Source organism: Shewanella sp. SM74, from assembly GCF_025653725.1.
GTDB classification, from domain to species: Bacteria; Pseudomonadota; Gammaproteobacteria; order Enterobacterales; family Shewanellaceae; genus Shewanella; species Shewanella oncorhynchi.
Map to the genome: position 1 here is coordinate 92737 of NZ_JAKKRZ010000005.1, position 15621 is coordinate 108357.

General features: G+C 44.7%; 15 protein-coding genes and 1 pseudogene. 2 read left to right on the forward strand and 14 right to left on the reverse strand.

The window, feature by feature from the left end:
* Positions 1 to 534: 534 nt before the first annotated feature.
* From L5M49_RS07260 to L5M49_RS07300, 9 genes and pseudogenes are all read right to left on the reverse strand, one after another.
* A complete protein-coding gene (locus tag L5M49_RS07260) occupies positions 535 to 837 on the reverse strand; it encodes an AzlD domain-containing protein (protein ID WP_011789923.1) in 303 nt (100 codons plus the stop codon).
* Positions 834 to 1673, reverse strand: coding sequence for an AzlC family ABC transporter permease (locus L5M49_RS07265; protein ID WP_263265737.1), 840 nt, complete (start codon positions 1671 to 1673; stop codon positions 834 to 836). The genes L5M49_RS07260 and L5M49_RS07265 overlap by 4 nt, the downstream gene beginning before the upstream one ends.
* A gap of 125 nt (positions 1674 to 1798) precedes the next feature.
* Positions 1799 to 2635 carry an AraC family transcriptional regulator gene (locus tag L5M49_RS07270; protein ID WP_263265738.1) on the reverse strand — a complete coding sequence of 279 codons (837 nt, stop codon included), beginning with the start codon at positions 2633 to 2635 and terminating at the stop codon, positions 1799 to 1801.
* Between the two features lie 189 nt (positions 2636 to 2824).
* On the reverse strand, positions 2825 to 3481 hold the full coding sequence (locus L5M49_RS07275) for a Vat family streptogramin A O-acetyltransferase (protein WP_263265739.1): 657 nt from the start codon (positions 3479 to 3481) through the stop codon (positions 2825 to 2827).
* 30 nt (positions 3482 to 3511) lie between these two features.
* Complete coding sequence (locus tag L5M49_RS07280) at positions 3512 to 4027, reverse strand: ClbS/DfsB family four-helix bundle protein (RefSeq protein ID WP_263265740.1); 516 nt, start codon at positions 4025 to 4027, stop codon at positions 3512 to 3514.
* Between the two features lie 57 nt (positions 4028 to 4084).
* Positions 4085 to 4393 (reverse strand): hypothetical protein, encoded by a 309-nt coding sequence (locus tag L5M49_RS07285; RefSeq protein WP_263265741.1) that lies wholly within the window; start codon positions 4391 to 4393, stop codon positions 4085 to 4087.
* 644 nt (positions 4394 to 5037) lie between these two features.
* On the reverse strand, positions 5038 to 6054 hold the full coding sequence (locus L5M49_RS07290) for an IS110 family transposase (RefSeq protein WP_263265742.1): 1017 nt from the start codon (positions 6052 to 6054) through the stop codon (positions 5038 to 5040).
* 549 nt (positions 6055 to 6603) lie between these two features.
* Positions 6604 to 7056 (reverse strand): hypothetical protein, encoded by a 453-nt coding sequence (locus L5M49_RS07295; RefSeq protein WP_263265743.1) that lies wholly within the window; start codon positions 7054 to 7056, stop codon positions 6604 to 6606.
* A 216-nt stretch (positions 7057 to 7272) separates the two neighbouring features.
* Positions 7273 to 7686 (reverse strand): annotated as a pseudogene (locus tag L5M49_RS07300) (DUF2938 family protein).
* A gap of 48 nt (positions 7687 to 7734) precedes the next feature.
* Between L5M49_RS07300 and L5M49_RS07305 the strand changes: the two are divergent.
* On the forward strand, positions 7735 to 8166 hold the full coding sequence (locus L5M49_RS07305) for a helix-turn-helix domain-containing protein (protein ID WP_263265744.1): 432 nt from the start codon (positions 7735 to 7737) through the stop codon (positions 8164 to 8166).
* 367 nt (positions 8167 to 8533) lie between these two features.
* Here the strand turns inward: L5M49_RS07305 and L5M49_RS07310 are convergent, their stop codons facing one another.
* A complete protein-coding gene (locus L5M49_RS07310) occupies positions 8534 to 8737 on the reverse strand; it encodes a hypothetical protein (protein WP_198572177.1) in 204 nt (67 codons plus the stop codon).
* 348 nt (positions 8738 to 9085) lie between these two features.
* On the opposite strand from L5M49_RS07310, the gene L5M49_RS07315 reads away from it, so the two are divergent.
* Positions 9086 to 9256 (forward strand): hypothetical protein, encoded by a 171-nt coding sequence (locus tag L5M49_RS07315; protein ID WP_263265745.1) that lies wholly within the window; start codon positions 9086 to 9088, stop codon positions 9254 to 9256.
* A gap of 116 nt (positions 9257 to 9372) precedes the next feature.
* On the opposite strand, the gene panP is transcribed toward L5M49_RS07315, so the two are convergent.
* The 4 genes from panP to L5M49_RS07335 form a co-directional block, all read right to left on the reverse strand.
* Positions 9373 to 11022, reverse strand: coding sequence for a pyridoxal-dependent aspartate 1-decarboxylase PanP (gene panP, locus L5M49_RS07320; protein ID WP_263265746.1), 1650 nt, complete (start codon positions 11020 to 11022; stop codon positions 9373 to 9375).
* A 281-nt stretch (positions 11023 to 11303) separates the two neighbouring features.
* A complete protein-coding gene (locus L5M49_RS07325; protein WP_263265747.1) occupies positions 11304 to 12518 on the reverse strand; it encodes a glycerate kinase in 1215 nt (404 codons plus the stop codon).
* Between the two features lie 232 nt (positions 12519 to 12750).
* Entirely contained in the window at positions 12751 to 14109 is a 1359-nt protein-coding gene (locus L5M49_RS07330) for a GntP family permease (protein ID WP_263265748.1), read from the reverse strand.
* Between the two features lie 326 nt (positions 14110 to 14435).
* The gene (locus L5M49_RS07335; RefSeq protein WP_263265749.1) at positions 14436 to 15443 is read right to left on the reverse strand and encodes a catalase family peroxidase; all 1008 of its coding nucleotides are present in this window, start codon (positions 15441 to 15443) and stop codon (positions 14436 to 14438) included.
* Between the last annotated feature and the right edge of the window lie 178 nt (positions 15444 to 15621).

Consider the following 15621-nt stretch of genomic DNA (forward strand, 5'->3'; position numbering starts at 1 on the left):
GTGTTAATTTATTTATTTTTAAAAGGTATTTAAAACTTTATAATATAGTGTATTTACTTTAATTTTTAGTGGGTTGGTTTTTGAATGTGGATTAATATTTATGCGGCATTTTATTATGTAAAACCTTTTGAATGGACTCTTTATTTCGAGAGCTATACCGAGAACTATACTGAGATGAGTGCTGTAATAGATACAGTAAATAACATTTCTGAATGGACGTTTTAGAGACTAAATAGTTTGAATATGGTTAGGTTAAGTATTTTGTTTTTATTGTTTGAGTCTTTGTTATTGCTGATAAATACCTCACTCTTTCATTATCGTCGATGTGTGAAATACCGTTAAAGCCGATACTATTAGTTGCACAGACGTAAGAGTCTAAATATATGAAGATTGTGGAAAATCAAGATAACGTGGAAGTAATTTTCTAGGGGGCGATGTCTCAGAGGGGTTAGGCTGTGTAAAAGAGTGGTAGGGACAGTGTAAGTGATTGATGCAAGAGTCAGTGCAGTTGCTGAACACTGACTCTTTGTTGACTTAGTGGATAAAGAAAAATAGTCCCATACTTAGCACTGTGGTCAGTAAGGTATTACGGGTGACGAGCGCCAACACAGTAGCGACTATGGCGCAGATGAGATAGCTGTTATCTAGGCTGAGATCAAGCTGACCTTCTTGCACAAACACTATGGGTGCAAAGATTGCAGTGAGTACCGCAGGGGCTGAGTAACTTAAAAAGGTTTGGGTGCCCTTACTTAATCGCAGCGGTAGTTTAGGCTCAAGTAGTAAATGACGACTGATAAACACAACCGCCGCCATTGAAAAGATCATTAACCAAATCATGCTTTTTCTCCTGACAATGTTTTTGTCTTAATGTCAGGCCCATCTCCTGTATCCATTTCTGTTTTGGCCTGTGTGCTTGCTAACTGACTTACTGATTGTTCTGCGCGTTCCGCTTCCTTGGTCACTTTGGCGTAAAGTACACCTGCCGTCATTCCCGCAATGGCGGCAATGAGCAGTCCCGCTTGAATTTTAAAAACGGCGCATACCACTGCTAGGGTGAGCGAGACTAATACACAGACGAGAATCGATGGCTTTTTTATGGTAGGAACGACCAGAGCGATGAAGGTGGCTGCGATGGCAAAATCTAATCCCATCTCATCTAAATTCTCGATCGCATTGCCCGCCACTATGCCAAGTAGTGTGGCTATGTTCCAACCGATATAGAAACTCAAACCGCCGCCAAGGGCGTACCAAGGGTCGAACTTATGTAACTTGCCTTGATTGGCGATGGCAAACAGTTCATCTGTGAGCAAAAAGCCCAATGTTAGGCGCCACTTTAACGGCAAAGGACTGATTTGACTGCGCATCGCCATTGCATATAACAGATGGCGTGAGGTGATGAGTAACGTCGTAATTAAGATACTCCACAGACCAATACCGGCTTTCACCATGCCGAGTGCCACTAATTGAGCCGCGCCCGCAAAGATAATCGCCGACATGGCTTGGCTCTCAATGGGCGTTAGCCCAACCTCAATGGCGAAGGAGCCCGCTAAAACTCCCCAAGGTACAACAGCTATCGTCAACGGCATCATGGCTAATGTACCTTTTAAAAATGCCTTGGATTTCGATGGATGCACAGGATAAACATCAAGTTCTATAAGCTTGTCGGTGGTCACTTTGGCTCCTAAAAATAGCGGCGACGGGGTTGCTGTTAAACAATAAATGCTTGGATAAGCTTGCTTGCTTAGTCAATCGAGGAGAAAGCAAGAATGAGCATGGCAGATTAACTTAAAGTGATTGTTTAGGCTTGGATAATATTGCGGCCTATTTCTTTGGCAAATTGCCCCGGCGTAACACCGACTGTCTTCTTAAAATGTCGATTCAAGTGACTTTGATCGTGAAACCCACAATCGAGGGCGACATCGAGCAGCCGTGTGCCTTGTTTGATTTTTCCTTTGGCGAGTCTCACTCTGGCCTGAATTTGGTAAGCGTGGGGCGGTAAGCCGTAATAACGCTGAAATTGCTTCAGCAAATAATAGGGGCTTAATCCCGCGAGTGTTGCCAGCTCTTCAAGGGAGATGTCGGCTGCAGGATGATCGTCGATAAAGGATTTCACCAGTGCTAACGCAGGCTTAGCGATTACAGTGAGGTCATCGCTCGGGCGATTCTTGCCATGGCGTGTCATCAACTGTGTCAAGCTTGAATAGACCAAGCTTTCGCGTAGTAAGCGATTGTCCGATGTATCTAAAGTCGTAAAGGTGAAGCGCAGTAATTCGGCTAATTCAGGATCGTACACTACGGGCTCAGGGAAATAGGGCGCACCGCGGTTTGATGCTAGCTCACTGTTAATATTGGCAAACTGTGCGGGTACTGGATACATGGCACTATAGGACCAACCGCCCTCGGTGGCGCTACAACCATTATGGACTTCGTCGGCGTTGACGAGAATGATGCTGTGCTTTGGCGCCACATGGTTGCCACCCGTGCGATAAAAACGCTGCGCCCCCGTTTCAATCACGCCGACTGTGTAACCTTCGTGGGTGTGCCGACTAAAGTTTTGTTTATGGTAGTGGGCATTGAGTAACTCGAGGCCACCTAATTCATCGGCAATCTGGTAGGCCGCATGTTCTGTGTTCACACTAGGCCTCCGTGTTTAGTGTATGAATGGGCGGGTTGTGCCTGATAGTAACCCAGAAACCCTCAGTGCTTTTGTACAAAATTGCGCATATAGGATTTTGTTTGCGTTTAATGGCGTTTTTTTAATGTGTGTTGCTTAATGCTTGTCGCTTAAGATTTTTCGTTCAGTCTTGCTCGCGACAGGCGTTATTTAGGTCGCTTGCTGTAATATTGTGAGTTCTGCCCCCGCGATAGCCTCAAGGTGTTGAGTGATTTTCTCTATCGGCCAATCCCACCAAGCGATGGCAACAAGCTCATCTATCACAGTTTGCTCGAATCTCAGCTTGATCACTGTGGCAGGATTACCGCCAACCACAGCGTAGGGTGGCACATCTTTTGTCACTACGGATTGACTGGCAACAATGGCGCCGTGGCCAATCTTCACTCCAGGCATGATAGTGGCGTTATAACCAATCCACACGTCGTTACCGATACAGGTGTCGCCCTTAAAAGGTAAATCTTCGGGCTTGGGCGCCGCTTTCTCCCAGCCATTGCCGAAGATATAAAAGGGATAAGTTGAAAAGCCAGATACTTGATGATTGGCGCCATTCATAATGAATTTCACGTCTTTCGCAATGGCGCAGAATTTACCGATATTCAGTTTATCGCCAATAAAGTCAAAGTGATAAAGCACATTCGACTCGAACCTTTCAGGACCAGCTGGAGCGTCATAATAAGTGTAATCACCGACGATAATGTTCTCGCGGGTAATAAAGTTTTTAAGAAATCCAACTTGAGGGAAGCCTTTCATCGGCGCTTTATCGTTGGGATTTGGGCCTAATTGCGGGGGAGTGCGGGTACTTGGCATGAATACCTCCGTGCTTAAAAGAGTTGTTTACTAGGGTAATGCATTGTCTTTTTTGAATCGTCGTACTTTGGTACGCATATTCTTCATCGGGGAGTAAGTATTGAACTGGATCATACGGCCCAGAGTCCATTTATCGTACCAAGTTATGCCGTACAGTTGCTGATTACTGAGACTCGCAATCAGCGTTGACAATTTTTCCATTGTCATTTCATATTCATCAAGTAAATCAGTATATTGCCATTGGCTATATTCATGATGAAATCGCTCTGCTAATAATCCCAGTTGATTCCATTTATAGCCCGTATCGGGAAAATCAACGGGGAGTGCTTGCGATGTTAACTCGTACCATTTGAGCACTAATTTACCCCAACCAATAAGGTAAGCGACGGTATCACTTACACTCATTTGTGTACCTTTGATGTTTCCTTCTATGCTGCACACACGGGACATTTGGGTTGGGATTGAACGATAGTCAGCCATCAGTTTGGGGAAAACTGAGTAAATAGCCAATTCAAGTTCTTGTTTTGATTGGGGTACAGATGTCATCACTACCTCGTTTATGTCAGGCGCTTAGGCTGAATTTCACATCGTCCATTGGGCTGTTTAGTATTCACCTGTCACAATAAGCTCTTGTTCAATAGATTCAACAACTAAGGCAAGTGTACTATTGTCTCGCTTAAAGCCGACAGAGCAAATGGCCATCGCGCCGTTACCACAGGTTATTTCAGGGTAATCTTCTGTCATTGGCGTTTCATCTTCTGCTACGGGTGCTAATATCCAGCCAGCAGCCAATAAACTCGATTTCACTTCAACGTATTTTTTGCCCCATAACGCGCTGGTGTCCTGTGCTGGAGCATATAGAGGCAATGCGCCAAGGCTTAACATGATCAGTGGGAAAATGATTTTTCGCATATAAAGCTTTAAGTTCCTATGTGGTTTCGGGGATGATTGATGGTTAATTTTTAAAGGCTAAATCAACGTCGTGGGGCTTCATCCCACACCTGAATCCCATTAAGCCTTTGGTATGGCTGATAGTCTGTTACTCACAATTAGTGCATTCAAACTATTTATCAATGAGTGTCTCGTTAAATATTTTTTCGTTAAATAATTTAAAAGCAAAGTCAAAGTCGTGGGGCTTCACCCCACACCCGACCAAGGAGGACTGCTCGTCCTATCCTCCTTGGATGCTCCAAGACGCCCCAACGGAGTTGAAAGCCCCTTGTGCTCATTGCCAAATTTGCTATCGCTTCCGAAGGATGCGTCCCTGCACCTGCGAAAGCTAGTCGGCCATATATGGACCCATCCAGTTTGCAAGACATTCGATAGCGATTTTGAGAAGAGTTCATTGCACCCATATATTCGGCCTGTTATTGAGGGATTCCTCTGGCCCTGATGGATATCTGCTTCTACTGTCCTTATCATCCTTGCGGCTTCATTATGAGCCTATGCCCGACTAAGGTTTTCAGTAGCTCAGTCTGACTGTCTCATCATCAAATCAAGTGTCTTAGCAACTTGCTGGTTGGTTAATTATTAACGTTTATTGAATCTATTCAGCACTATACTGGAAGTCGATATTCTTCGTCATGCGCCGCGATAACCCATGCCATTCTCGCGAGTTTATTGGCGACGGCTACACAGGCTCGGTTAAAACTTCTGCGTTCTGCTAACAGGATTGCCCAGCAACTAAATTTATCCTGTTTATGACAACTGTGTTGCAACACGGCTCTGGCGCCATGGATGAACAGGGTACGTAAGTAAGCATTTCCCCGCTTACTTATTCCAAGGAGGTTATCTTTACCTCCACTGCTGTGTTGCTTGGGAACCAAGCCACACCAAGCTGAAAAGTGTCTACCATTACTGAAATCTTTACCATCACCGACGGCCGCATAAAAGGCGGTAGCGGTTACTGGGCCAATACCAGGGATAGTCTCTAACCGCTGGCAAATCACATTGTTTTTAGTTTCAGTGAGCACTTGAACGTCACAACCCTTAAGCCGTTTTTCTATATCACTAAATTCTTCATATAACTGATAAAAAATGGCCCGACCTTTGGTGGTCAGCGCATTGGTTTCATCCGCTAAAATATCTGGGAACTGTACTTTAAAAGCCGATTTACTTTTGGTTATCACAATGCCGTATTCCGCTAACATCCCTCTGACTTGATTGATTAAGGCGGTTGATTGTTTGTTTAAACGCTCACGCATGCGGTGGAGAAGTTGTACATCTTGTTGCGCGACACCTTTTGGCTTCACAAAACGCATGTTGGGTCGCTGCGCCGCTTCTGCGATGGCTAAGGCATCGTTGTAGTCATTTTTATTACCTTGCCGAAAAGGCACCACAAATTGAGGGGCGATCAACTTGACGTTATGACCCAACAGCTCAAACTCTCTGGCCCAGTAATTTGCTCCACCACAGGCTTCCATCACAATCAGACACGGCTCTATTTGAGCGAGAAAGGGAAGCAAGTCCTTGCGTCTAAGCATTTTCTTTTTAATTAACTTGCCCGCTTTATCGACGCCAACAGCATGAAAAACAGACTTTGCGATATCTAAACCGATTGTAGTAATCTTCATAGGTGGCCCCGTCCTCTTTCTGATGAGTTTTAGCGACTACATCGTGGCCCATTGCGAGGCCGATTAAAAGTGGATGGGTCCATTCCATTATCCATGACCGAACTCACGCAATTTGTCTATTCGCCCTGCGGCAACTCCGAGGGGAAGTGTATTCTGTTACTTCGGAGTTAACTGTGAATTCTAAAAGATTCAAGCTAGTCCTGTCTTTCTTACTATGTGGTTTCGGTTGGTCGCTTAGCGCTTGTGAGCGTGTTAACAGCATATATTATTCATGGTCCCTCTGCGTATTATCCCTATGTGCATTAGTTGGGGGAATTATTGCTGTTCTTGTTTATTCGTTTTTCCCAATATTTTTCATACAGTATCTGTGTCGATATAAAAATAACAACGAACACACCAGTATCAATAATAAATTTCAATGGATCAAAAGGATCGCTAAAAATATCGTAGTGAAAATCGAAGTATTTGAATAATAATTTTGAGCCAATAAAAGCAAAAATAAAAGAGGTAAAGAACTTCAATGGTTTTTCCTCAAAATATGTTGATAAATTAACCATTCTCTTTGGCGCGTTTGTACTCTTGTTGGGATTGATAAATTCCCAGTATGATCAGGCCAAATACGAAATAGAACATTTTTTGCGCTGAAAACTCGAGTGTCAGCGTAGGATGTTCTAGGTGGCGGTATAGAATACTGTGAGAAATTACCTCTGTTATCGTCAGAATAAATGGATAGCTAATTAATGCGATAGACGATATTTTCGCGAATTTGTACGTTTGAGGTTGTTTAATGAATTTTGCAATAAATAGTAACGCAAATGATAGCGTCAGATTGCTTATCCATAAAATAGCCGCCGTAATTCGTACTTGAGTATGACTGGCTTGTTCCGCATCGGGATAAACCTCTAATATCTCCTGCAAGTAGCTTGCTGGGCTCACTAATCCCCAAACAGGGTAAAGGCATAGCAGCACGGCAGTGAGCATTAAAATATATCTGATAAACATTCTTTTTCTCCGACAGATTCTGCTTAGAAAGCAATACTTGTTATACGAATCATTACCTTAGCATTGTTTTTTACAAGTTGCGATTGCTTTAGCTAAAACTAAATTATTGTGACAAAAGTTTTGTAATGGATAGCTAAATTTAAACATGAACTAAATATTTCAGGCTTAAAGCAGCAAAAAATAGCCCTAGGCCATAGACGCTATGTGTCAATAAACTTAGCCACCGAGCTTTCCATGGTGAAGGTGTTTATTTGCTGCAATCCCAAATCCAAGACAAGGTTGAATGACATAGAAAGGAAACACTATGGTAACAACACCAGTCATTAGTGCAGGTATCAACGTTGGTTAAAATAGCCACATCTCTCCAAAGATTAATACATGAATTAAAGCAATAATAATACCGATAAAATAATGCAGAAACCAACCCAGAAAGGTTTCTCCTTTAACAGATGGGGTTGCCATAATAGGCCGATGAACCAGCTGACCTCTGTAAATAAACCAACGTCCCACAAATGCATAGTCAAGAGTTGGATTGTGAAGTACGTTTTTTTGCCACCATGACCATGAATCCATTATTAATGTGGCACCAATACCCATTAATATTGACTGTAGCAAAATAGAAATCTCCATTCAGTTTTCCCTCTTGGTATTCTTTCCTGATATTGATATAGTTCAGCCATGGTACAACTTGAAGTCGACTTTAAGTCAAGAGTGAATATTATAGATATTGCAGAGGTATCACGCGAATCAGGATTAGCTCCTTCAACATTGAGATATTATGAAAAAATTGGACTTATCCAATCCATTGGCAGAAAAGGACTTAGACGCCAATATGCTCCTAAAATCATTAATAAATTGAATATTATCTTACTTGGACGTATTGCAGGTTTATCATTAAACGAAATCACTACGATGTTTAATGAATCGAATCAATTGACCATTGATCGTAATTTACTGGCGCAAAAAGCATCTGATATTGATCTCAACATTAAGCGGCTAAGAGCAATACGAGATAGTCTTAACCATGTAGCAAGTTGCCCACAATCAGATCACTTAGAATGTCCATCATTTCAAAAACTAATGAAATCGGTAAAGTCTTTTGAATCTTAATCAGTGATAGAAATCAATCACTCGCTATGCGTATAAGGAATATTGTGGTCACTTAAATTTAGCAATTGAATTTGACACACAAAGGAGTGAATGATAAGTACTTAATCTTGGCAATAACGTTTAACTTATTTCGTACTAATCAAACTTATTTAAAATAGATAGAGCTGTAAAACAATGGGTGCTACAAGATCTGATGTGCTTATCGTTGAACACCCACCATGTCAACCTTGTGTGATGGAAAGCAAATTTATTCTGAAAAGTATTTAACCCAAATCCAACCAGATACTGCCCAATAAATGGATAAGTTTCATATTAGGTCTAAGCTAATTAATTTTAGCCTTAGTCCATCATATATAGTATTAGATTGTTAATTCTTTCTCGAAGAAAGATAAGCCATCACAGCTATCATGCTCCCAATTACAATACCTGTAATTCCAAAAAATAAGCCAGCTTCTTGTCCATATATAGCACCTGATTGTAGCAGTGAATAGACAGGTGAAAGACCGAAGTATCCCCCAATCACACAACCAGTTACAGAAAGTAAAAGACCAACCTTAGTTCCAATGTTCATTTTATAAAATCCTTTTTTGGTAAAAATTTACTGGTACATAGACATTACTATTCTCGGTGCAAATGTCTGCCTCCGTGTTTTTCGTGGATTAGTTAAACTAAAGTCTGAACTTCCCGTCAAGCCGCAAACAAGCACTGGAGCAACGTAACATATATAAAAATAAAATAAAACTAACAAACTTTGGTTTGATTTGTTCAAAGGGAAAGACCATAGACACTTAGCCTTAGTGGCGCGTAAGCTCATCTCACTAAAGAGTGAGACACCTACACCCTTGGGGGTTTTCAAGCTAGTTTTCATACTTAGTGTGGAGCAAGACTGCCTATGTGATAGTGGTATGTATTTTTCCATATGCAGCAGATTACGCAGAAATTAGCCAAGGTGAATTCAATTGCTGACGTGACCTTCGATGACATGGATGTCATCGCAGAGCCGCCATGGATGGCTTCACGGCGAGTCACGGAGGCAGTTGAATTCGGCGTACAAATGGCAATGAATAAGCGCTTAATTTTGTCTCTTTAACGTGCAGCTAATTCATTGTCTAATAGCAAAACAGCCGCAAAAATCTTTGCGGCTGTTTTGCTATTAGAAACTTTTTATCTGAAAGCCGCTATTTGAAACTCATCATCCCAAACTTGCTAATCAGCAATCATCGCCATGAGTGCGGGTAAAAACTCGTTATCTAATGCGGCGATTTCGCTTTGCTCAACCAGCACTTGATTGAGAATGTCATGGCTGGTGAGGGGGTTGGCGAGTACGACGCGAAACACCACGGTCGCTTGTCTAAAATAGCGCGCTGGCTGAATGCGGGTACGGGAGACGAAGGACTTACCCTGTTCGCGTTGGTGCTTTTGAATAAACTGAGTAAGACCATCGAGCAGCTCGTTAAAGCGAGCGAGTTTTACTGTGTCTGCTTGCTCACAGGCAAGCTGCATGGCGGCTTGGACACTGGCGGGGACATAACGATAAGTCAGCAGACACAGTTCTGGTTCAGTGATTAACTCAAAATCCTCATGGGCTTTGATTTGTTCGGCAAAATAGCGGGCTTTTTCAAGGCTGTTATTGATTAAGATTTCATAACCATCGCGGCCGATGATCTGTAAGCAAGCGTGCACTAACATCGCCATGCCGGGCCGTGAACCTTCTAGCGTTTGGCTGCCGAGATCCTTTGAACCACGACGCAGAATATATTCGGCGTGGTGGGCAATGGCGTGGGCGAACTCTGGGTCTTTAAATAACACCATGCCTGCGCCCATGGGCACGTACATTTGTTTGTGGGCATCGATAGTGACTGAGTCTGCAAGTTCGATACCTGCGAGTAGGTGGCGGTATTTATTGGATAATAAACTCGCGCCGCCCCACGCTGCATCTACATGGAAATGGCAGTTTAACTCTTTTGCCAGCGCAGCTAATTCTGTCAGTGGGTCAACATTACCGGTTTCTGTGGTGCCAGCCACGCCAACAATCGCTAACACTTTGGTGTTCTTGCTAGCAAGTTCAAGGGCGGCTTGGCGCATTTTCGCGACATCGACCTTGTTATTGCTGTCAGTGGGAATGCTGATGATATTGTCGCGGCCAATGCCAAGCAGATCTACAGCTTTGCCCAGCGAGTAGTGGCCCCGCTCCGACACTAAAATCGCTAAATCATCATAGCCGTAGTGGCGCAGTGCCTTGAGTAAGCCTTCGCGGCTGACGCCTTTAAACTCACCCTCGGCTTTCAATAATTGGTTACGGGCAATCCACAGCGCCGTGATGTTGGCCACTGTGCCGCCGGAGCAAAATGCCCCGAGGGAATGATTGGCGCTGTGCATCCAGCTTTGATAAAAATCCGTATCTTGGGCATAAATCAAATGGTGCATCATGCCGAGCACTTGGCGTTCAAGCGGCGTAAATGCCTTAGAGGTTTCGATTTTGACCAGATTTTGATTGAGTCCCACCATCATTTTTGACAGTGGCAACACAAAGTAGGGCAGTGCCGACGTCATGTGGCCGATAAAACTTGGCGCCGCTGTGTGTACCGAATGCGCCACCAAATTTTGCATAATTTCGTCGGTGTAATCGGAGACAAAACGCGGCTGAGTTGGGATCTCAAAAGCTTGAAAATCGGTTTCGATTTCAGACAAGGGTTTTTCGAGCGCGGCGATACTGTCACCCAAAAAGCCTGCTAAGTCCTCGGAGAGCTTTTGCTCAATAATACTCAGCGTTGAGCTTGCATCTTCCGGTGCAGTAAAAATGCGGAGCAAACTTGCTTCGGATGCGGTGGCTTGGCGAGGGAGTTTCTGGGTCATGGGGCTTGCCGTCTATTAATTTTTATAGTGAAACCGCAAATTGGCTCGAAGAGTATAACGGACCAGTGATTCTCGACCAGTGATGCGCGATCATTGACTCTCAAATGTTCAATCAGCGGAATACCAAAAAGGGAGCTCACTTTACTGCAAGGCCTTTTAGGCATCAAGCACTAAAATTTGGTATTACCAAAGCGTTGCGGCCTAAATAAGCAAAGGCGCCGTTATGGCGCCTTTCTTCAAATCATTAAACAGAGGGAATTACTTAAGCATTAGTTCCAGTATTAGCGCTGGCCTAACATGAGTACCGCGCCGATATTTCGGGCGGTATTGCAAAGGTTTAACTTGGCATTGGCCAGCACATCATCAAGCGGACTTAAGTGCGGGATGATAGGGAAGATAGCCGTCATACCGTGATCCAATATGGCATTGGCGTTTTCACCGAGGCAGCCCGCGATACCGATAGTGGGAATGCCCTGCAGTTTGGCTTGCTTTAACACGCCCATTGGGGTTTTACCAAACACGGTTTGACCATCGATGCGGCCTTCACCTGTGATCACTAAATCGGCGCCACGGATTTTGTCCGCAAGGCCAACGGTTTGCATCACAATCTCAACCCCGGGTTTAAGCTCGGCATTTAAAAAAGCCATCACGCCAAGACCCATACCGCCAGCAGCGCCAGCCCCGGCATGATCGCGGTGATCACTAATGCCATTGCGGGCAATCACATCGGCATAATGGGCAAGAGCGGCATCTAGCTGCTTAACCATCTCGGGCGTCGCACCTTTTTGCGGACCAAAAATCGCCGAGGCACCGCGTTCACCGCACAGTGGGTTATCAACATCGCAGGCAACTTCGAAGCTGCACTCACGTAAAAGTGGATGAGCGTTTGATACATCGATTTGAGCAAGGTTCGCCAGCGCTGCGCCGCCAGAAGGCAAGGTTTTACCTTGGCCATCGAGCAATAAAATGTCCAGCGCTTGGGCCATGCCCGCGCCGCCATCGTTGGTGGCACTACCGCCCAGCCCCAAAATGATGTGCTTTATCCCCCGATTAAGCGCATCACAAATTAGCTCGCCCGTGCCATAACTTGTGGTAAGCAGCGGATTACGTTGCTCCCTCGGTACATGGTGCAGACCTGAGGCTGAGGCCATTTCAATCACGGCAATCGCGCCTCGATGTGGCGATTTGTTCGTTGGATCTGCACGTGAAACTGACGCAGAACTTGTATTCATCGCAGCGCCGAGAATGCCTTCACCAAGAATGCCATAGTGTGCTTGCACTCTATGCCCCAGTGGCCCCATGACCTCTAAGCTGACAATACTGCCGCCCGTAGCGTCCACCATAGATTGCACTGTGCCTTCGCCACCATCGGCAACGGGTATTTTGACTATGTCGCAGTCGGGGATCACTTGTTTTAAGCCTTGTTCTATGGCGTTGGCTACTTCGAGCGCGCTTAAGCTTTCTTTAAATGAGTCGGGGGCGATAACTATTTTCATTAAAAATCCTACAGCTAAATGGGATAAAACAGGGCTCAATGTTGAACACTAAACCCAAGGCCACTTACGTTGGGCGCAACAACATCCCTGTGCTAAAACTGAGGTGATATAAGGGCATTTATATCCATCACTGGCACATTAATCTGTTGCAATTATTAGGGCGTATAACAGAGATATATCTTGGGCACGGTATGTGCCCAAGGGACAATATTGAATCAAGAACTCATTAATATTAGAGCAACACTAGGCTTAGCACATACACAGTTACCATGGACGTTACACCTTGGATTAGGGTTGCCATAGTTTGGGCTTTATAGGCTTGTTTGACGCTCATGCGGCTAAATTGGGTGACGACCCAAAAGAAGCTGTCATTGGCGTGGGAAACGGTCATCGCACCTGCGCCAATGGCCATTACTGTTAACACTCGGCCCATATCGCTACCAAGACCAATATCGCCAAGCATAGGCGCAACCAGTGCAGAGGTTGCGACTAACGCTACCGTCGATGAACCCTGCGCCGATTTAAGCGCGGCAGCGACGATAAATGGCATGAAGATACCGATACCCAGTGCCGACAGTGATGTACCCAAAAAGTCACCGATAGGCGTGGCTTTTAATACCGCACCAAAAGCACCACCTGCACCTGTGATTAAAATAATCGGCGCGGCAGTGACGAGCCCTTGGCTGATGCGTTCGCTAAATTCGCTGATCTTATTCTCACCCTTTAACAGCAGCAGGGATAAAAACAGGCCAATCATCAGGGCATTAACGGGCTGACCAAGGAACACGAGCGCATCAAACACAGCTTCTTTACCCAAAGGCGCTGAAGGGAAGTTAGCGATAGAACCTAAACAAATTAATACAATAGGCACAAAAATCGGTGCGAAAGCTTTTACTGGGCTTGGTAGTGTGCCATAGCTTTTTTTCAGCGTTTCATAGTCACTGGCCTGCGCTTTAAGTTCTTCTGCGCCTTCACCATCGGGCTCTACATCGGCAAAGCGGTTTGCCCATAACATACCTGCGAGTGCCGCAACAGCTGCCACAAAGAGACCCACACCGATCACTAAGCCTAAGTTGGACTCTAAGCCTAAGTTGCCTGCGGCGGCGATAGGGCCTGGCGTTGGCGGTACAAAGGTGTGAGTGGCGTACAGACCTGTGGCTAAGGCAACGCTCATGGAGACACTAGAGACCTTCATGCGGTTCGCCATCGATTGTTTCAGTGAGTTTAAGATCACAAAACCCGAGTCACAAAAGACCGGAATAGACACGAGATAACCGATAATTGACATAGTGAGTGTCGGGAAGCGTTTACCTAATATCTTGATCACCACATCGGCCATGGTGATGGCGGCGCCACTTTTTTCCAGAATAATCCCTATGATAGTGCCTAAGACGATCACTAAGCCGATATAGCCTAAAATATTGCCAAACCCTGTGGTAATGGTTTTAGCGATTTCTCCGCTTGGCAGGCCATAGGCGAAGGCCGCGATAAAGGCGGCCAGAATTAAGGTTAAAAAGGGGTGGAGTTTAAATTTTGAGGTCGCGATAACAATAAATGCAATCACGCCGATGAGAATAAGCACTAAGTTCATAGTTTGTCCCGTTCAGTTCTTGGCTGAAGTTTTTGAGTAAGTTTTTTGACTTATAGTGTAGGGCGCAGTGCTTATTTGGGCCTGAGTCCAAATGAGGGCTGCTTTAAGGTCATCCTATTATTGTGCAGGTATGTTTGAATAGCTTTGGCTAAATCCACGGAATTACCGCGTTATGTTTCGCCATTTTTGTGCTCATGCACAAAAATGCTTAGGTGAATTCGAATGCAGGAGGAGGCGTTTTGTCGGTAAGGGAGGCGCTTGTCGATAAGGATTGGCAAATAGGGCTATTTGCCAATCCTAAACAGGAGGGACTTAACTCGACATCTTTATTGACGACGAATAAAGGATTCTACATAGGCTGCGGTGCGGGCATTGAGTATGGGATCGGCAGATGCAGTAATGCCCTTAGGTAATAACAGTGGGTTAAATATGCCTTTATCGCACTGTTGAACTTGGGGATCGCTATCTCGCTCACCGTTAATCATCACTTGGCCTACCAGTAAACGCTGGCGAGTTTCAGGCCAGATCACAGTTGGGTCATTAATCTCATCCCCCATTTCGGCGAGTTGAATATAAAGGTTCCATTGTGCTGGCTGGGTTTTAATGCGCTCGAGTAATTCCGCCTTTAAAAAATCATCACTGAGATTGGCAAGTTCACTGGCTGACAGCGCGGCAGTACCTGCGACAGGTTCAAAAATCCATTTACCCGCGACCGTTTCACCTTGAAGAACACTGTTTTTTGGCGTGCTGAACAGGAAACTATTTACACCAAAGTAGCGGCTGTTGGCAAAACTTGGGCTGGGAGGCAACTGTTTAACATAGTCGAAAAAAGCTTTAGCGCTGGGTTGATTATCAATAAGCCACTGTTTGCCTTCAGGGCCTTGTTTCACTTTGGTCTGAAAGTTAAAAAACTCTTCGAGATTTTTGGCAAAGAAAACGGGAACGTTAGTGGTGACAAAGTTAAGGTTTTCTTTATCGCCGTCAATTTTGAGTGACATAAAGCGCCCAGCGGTTTTATCTGAGATCTGCGGATTTGTACCGCCGAGGGAAAAGCGGGCTGTGACCTTGATACTATCTTGATTAAAAAATGGAATTGCCAACGTTTGTTGTAATTGTGGATTCGGTTTAAAACTGCCCGAGGTACAAAATCCCTTAGTGTGATTACGCAGTTTGACATTTTTGCCCGCCTCGCGACTTGCCGCATCGGGTGTGCCGTTGACGGCATCGACCAGTTCGGGAATGGTTTTCTCGGCCGCGATTAACGAAGGTGAAGTCAGCGCTAAGCCGCTAATGAGACAAGCTTTGGCGAGTAAATTCAGTTTGATTGAGGTCATTATCATTCCTTTCAATGAACTAAGTCGAGAGCGCTAGCATATCGACGCGATACTATATGAAAGGATAGGAAAGGGGATACGGTATAAATCTTTCAATTAATTTTTTAGTACAGCCCAAGTTTTACTCAATTGATCTGGTTATAAGGTTTGCGCCGTCATCTGCGGGCTTTTTTCTGGC